Source organism: Methanosarcina spelaei (assembly GCF_002287235.1).
Lineage (GTDB): Archaea > Halobacteriota > Methanosarcinia > Methanosarcinales > Methanosarcinaceae > Methanosarcina > Methanosarcina spelaei.
Genome location: NZ_LMVP01000145.1, coordinates 1 through 4,661 on the forward strand (window position 1 = coordinate 1; position 4,661 = coordinate 4,661).

The 4,661-nt window shown below is 38.9% G+C and carries 5 protein-coding genes; all 5 read right to left on the reverse strand.

What is annotated here, in order from left to right:
* The coding region (locus ASJ81_RS08880; protein WP_095642727.1) for an ISNCY family transposase at positions 1-943 on the reverse strand (943 nt) is incomplete at its 3' end.
* Between the two features lie 74 nt (positions 944-1,017).
* Positions 1,018-2,271 carry an MATE family efflux transporter gene (locus tag ASJ81_RS08885; RefSeq protein ID WP_275112546.1) on the reverse strand — a complete coding sequence of 418 codons (1,254 nt, stop codon included), beginning with the start codon at positions 2,269-2,271 and terminating at the stop codon, positions 1,018-1,020.
* Between the two features lie 84 nt (positions 2,272-2,355).
* Positions 2,356-2,808, reverse strand: a complete 453-nt coding sequence (locus ASJ81_RS08890) for a MarR family winged helix-turn-helix transcriptional regulator (RefSeq protein ID WP_095644160.1) — start codon at positions 2,806-2,808, stop codon at positions 2,356-2,358.
* Positions 2,809-3,939: 1,131 nt separating this feature from the next.
* On the reverse strand, positions 3,940-4,248 hold the full coding sequence (locus tag ASJ81_RS08895) for a DUF2284 domain-containing protein (RefSeq protein ID WP_338037438.1): 309 nt from the start codon (positions 4,246-4,248) through the stop codon (positions 3,940-3,942).
* A gap of 118 nt (positions 4,249-4,366) precedes the next feature.
* A complete protein-coding gene (locus ASJ81_RS24190) occupies positions 4,367-4,498 on the reverse strand; it encodes a hypothetical protein (protein ID WP_275112545.1) in 132 nt (43 codons plus the stop codon).
* Positions 4,499-4,661 lie beyond the last annotated feature (163 nt).

Genomic DNA, 4,661 nt, shown 5'->3' on the forward strand with positions numbered 1-4,661 from the left:
TTTCTAGCTTCAATTTATATCTAAATCGGTTAAATTCCTTTTTTGCCTTTATACTCCATTCTTGATGCTTTTCTTCATTCATAATTACGTTAAGTTCTTCAGATAGAATTTTTTCCAGGAATTTAATCTCATTTTCACGATTGTAAAATATATTCAATAACCTGTATTTTAATAGTTCCTGTTCAATTGTTGTTTTCTTCGGAAAATCGCTAACTATAAGCTTGTTTAAGTGCATCAAACAGTATTGATGCACTAACTTATCCCCAAAAACTTCCTTTAAAATATCTGGGTATCTCTTATCAAAATCCGTAACAATAAACACAGGTTCTGATGTATCTAGATTTTTTCGTAGAAACGTTTTGATGGTTTCTGAACTTTTATCCTCAAAAAGTTCATCTGCTATTGTTCTTTGAGTTTTTGCATCCAGTAATGTTAAACGGTATTTCTGACAACGTCCCTCTTTTGGATGCTGTTCGTCATAGTGCACCATATGTACATTTTCTAAAATTGGAACATTTTCCTGTTCCATTTCTTTGTTGAATGTTCTAAAAATAGTGCTTCTTGATCTTGGAAATATGAAGCTCATTATATCAGAAATTCCATCATAAGAAACTTTATGGTATCTGAGCACCTGGAAAAAATTATTAAATGAATCAAAAAGTAAAGTTTTCAGACCTTCCCAAAAACTATGATCTTCTTCGTCTGTACTACCACAATTTTGGCATTTGTATCGACCAATGCTGATTTTTCCAAGACCTTTTTTGATGTATAGATTATAGCCGTTATGAACCATAGGAGCACTGCAAATAGGGCAGGCTGGAGGAATTTTTCTACGAAAAATTCCTCTTGTGGTATATTCGTAATCATTGCTATAACTATCAAAAAGGTATGAGAGAGCAGGGAGTTCCGATAAGTTATTAAGAGTAAGATTTATAATTACCATTGTTTTTGCCGTAACATCATTACATAATTAGAGAATTATAACTTTATGTAGTGATGTTACACTTACTTTCATCACTAGATTTTGGAACTGAGTCTTTTGCGCTTTATAATAATGAATACTGCCGTAAACGCAACCGCCATCATTTCGGCCACCACAATGGAAACCCAAATGCCATCAATTCCCCAAATCATTGGGAGAAGCAAAACGGCGCTAACCTGGAACACCAATGTGCGCAAAAAAGAAATCAAAGCGGAGGTTAATCCATCGTTGAGAGCGGTAAAAAAACCTGAACCGAAAATGGCAAAACCCATAAAGGGAAATGCAATGGCAAAAATACGGAACCCGGAAACCGTCAAATCCATCAGCTCTTTGTCGTATCCCACGAATATTTGCGCTAACAGCGCAGCAAGCAGTTGTGCGGCAGTCACCATAACAATTCCGCTGACACCAAGCAGATGAATGCTCTTTTTCAAAAGTCCCTTGAGTTCATCATGATTGCCTGCGCCATTGTGATAAGCAATTACAGGGGCTACGCCGATAGAGTAGCCTATAAAAGTAGCCGAGAAAATCATGCTGACATACATCATGACACCGTAGGCCGCTATGCCGTTTTCTCTGGCAAATTTCAGAAGCTGTAGGTTATAGAGCATTCCCACGATGCTCATGGAAATATTGCTCATAAATTCAGATGACTCGTTGGTACAAGCCTTTAAAATTGCCTTGCCATCAAAGCTGGTTTTACCAAGACGAAGAATACTGCTGTTTTTTCGAGAAAAATAGATGAGAGGAATCACACCCCCGATAAACTGGCTAAGGGCGGTGGCAATCGCTGCGCCTGCCAGCTTATATTTCTGTGGCAGAAGAATCACTAAAACCGCATCTAACACCATATTGGTAACTCCGGATACGCCCATCACCAAAAGGCCAAGATGAGGCTTTTCCGCTGCTACAAAAAAGCTCTGAAATAGAAGCTGCAACACAAAAAACGGCAATGTTGTAAGAATGATTCGTCCGTAAATAATACAATTTTCAAGAAGCTCGCCTTTAGCGCCAAGCAGTGTGGAAATCGGACGAATCAATGCAAATCCCAATGCAGCGAATATAACCCCCAGAACAAACGCCACATACACAAACAGAGAAAAATATCTGTTTGCCTTTTCCTTATTACCGACACCAAAGGTGTGGGCAACAATGGCGGTTCCTCCGGTGCCAAACATAAAGCCAACGGTTGCTACAATCATCAAAAATGGCATAACAAGATTGACTGCGGAAAATGCCACCTTGCCTGCAAAATTAGAAACAAAAAACCCGTCCACCACGCTGTAGATTGATGTGAAAAATCATCATCGAAATGGGCGGGAGTGTGAATTTTATTAGTTTACCATAGGTAAAATGATCTGAAAGCCGTATCGTCATAAGTCCCTTTCTGATAAAGCGCCAATTTGCTTACGGAAACAATCCGCATATTTTTCCATCAGGCGGATGTATGTGTTAATTTCTTCTGTTGACCATGAGTCAAAAGCCTGTACTTCCGCTTGATAGAGCTTTGCCACGGTGCTGTTCACATAGTCCTTTCCCTTTTCTGTTAGGATAATTTTCTTTGCTCTGCCTGTGTACTGTTCTAAATATAGAATGCCATCAGACTCCAAGCCACGAATAGCCGAGTTTACCGTCTGTTTGCTGATTCCTGATTTCTTATAAATATCGCTGAGCAAACAATTCTCTCCTGTATCGTAAATCGTGTACAAGACAATAGAAACACTGTCTGTAATGCCAAGTTTTAAGGATGACTGATGATACAGGGCTTGCGTTTCAGAAGTCAAATAATTAATCCGATGGATCTCGTCAAATCTCTTTTGGTTCATCACTACACCTCCAAGTATGATTTCGTACGTTTTATGATAGTACGAAATCATACTTATGTCAATCGAATTTATAAAGAAGTTACAAAAAGAAAACCCCGTGGAAGATATCCCACGGGTTGTTGAAAACAAACTATGACTGAAGAAGTAACTCATATACTCCAAAAGCGTACTAAGCAAAATATAAACAATCCTACGGTATGCAAATTAGCTTCTGTTTCTCAACAGAACAATCATTTTTTTAATTATACCATTTTAATCTACTCAGAACAACAAAATGTTCTTTTGACCGCTCCGCCTATCTAAGCCGTCAATGGACGGGTAGTATTTTCTAATGAAAATCTCCACCCTTAAACCATTGACAGCTTGGATTTTTGCCGTGCCACTACGCCGCCGAAAACGGGGAACAGGATAAAAAATCCTGTTCCCCGTTTTCGGTTGCTTCATTTTACGGCAAAATCGGCTCCACTGGTGCGACGGTCATCGTCAGCTTTTGCGGGGCTACGCGCCCCGCACCCCTGGCCTCTCCCAAAGAACAGAAAATATCATTTCACCCCTTGACAATTTTCGTCCTGGTTTGTAGAAAACTTCCATAAGTAAGCTGCAAGAGACTGATATAAGTAGTATAAATTTTTAGCCCACTCAGCTTTATGAATCTTTAGCCCACTCAGCTTATTAATCTTTAGCTCACTCAGCTTATTAATCTTCAGCCCACTCAGCTCAATTAATCCACTTTTTATTTCCAGAAGTTTCCAGACTCAGAAAATTTATAATAATAATACCTATCGACGTTATATTAACGTTCATCCTTAATTGTGAACTCTATTTTCCATCATCTGCATGGATTAATCACGGTTTTCTGGAGTTACATGAATTTTCTCACTAACAAGTAAAATAAAATAATAAAGCAAATGATCAGGAATAAGTGCATCAATACCCCAAGCATCACTTCAGAACTTATGTCATGGTCTTTAAAATAAGGAATATTTTCTTTCAAAATGGAGAGAAGATTTCCAGTAAAGTCTGCCATGGTTATACAATAATTTTTCCCTATATATAGAATTATAGTTTTGAACTGGTGCAAGCTCTCTGGAAATAAATATATGGTTTATTTTAGCCTGTCATTTTTGTTCTTCAATCAAGCAATATCAGTGTCAAAGGCGAGGGAGTTGTATCATCCATTGGAAACTTCTGCATGGGAGTACCGATTTTTTCAAGAGTTTTATCCATTCGGATACCAAGTCCCATAAGGCACGGTCTGCGGAGAGTCGGGTGATGACAGGGACCTTTATCTCCGGCACATTTTACGCTTGAATAGTCACTTGTAGCACACCAGGTACACATGCCTGGAAAGGTTGCAAGAGCAGTATTATAACCAAGGGTCCAGGCTAGTTTTTCAAGTTCCAGAACTCCGGGCTGGATGGTCTCTTTGCGATCTTTCAATATTGTTTTCAGGCTGTTCTGAAATTGCTGTTTTACGGTTTGGTCTTTCGGGGCTTCGAAGCCGAATTTTACGAAGTTCTCGCTGACCTCCCTGGAAAAAACGTTCTCTGACTTCCACTCAACAAGAAGGGCACATTGACACAGTTCGGTCTTCGACCACGATGTCTTCTGCAGGAAGCAGCCTTACGCTCTTTGCTCCAAGTTCTTTTGCTTTTTCTTCCAGCTTCCTGTAGTTTTCATTACTTAGCATATCTTTGTATTTTAATTTCCAAGTAAAAATAGTTTTGCAGTATAAACCGACTTATCAGGTTAACTTTTTACGTTAACCTGGATTTCTAACTTTCCAACCTCCGATGCTGTTATATTTCTTGCAGGTGAATGAATAAGTGGGGAGTCAACATAGAGAACGTTAC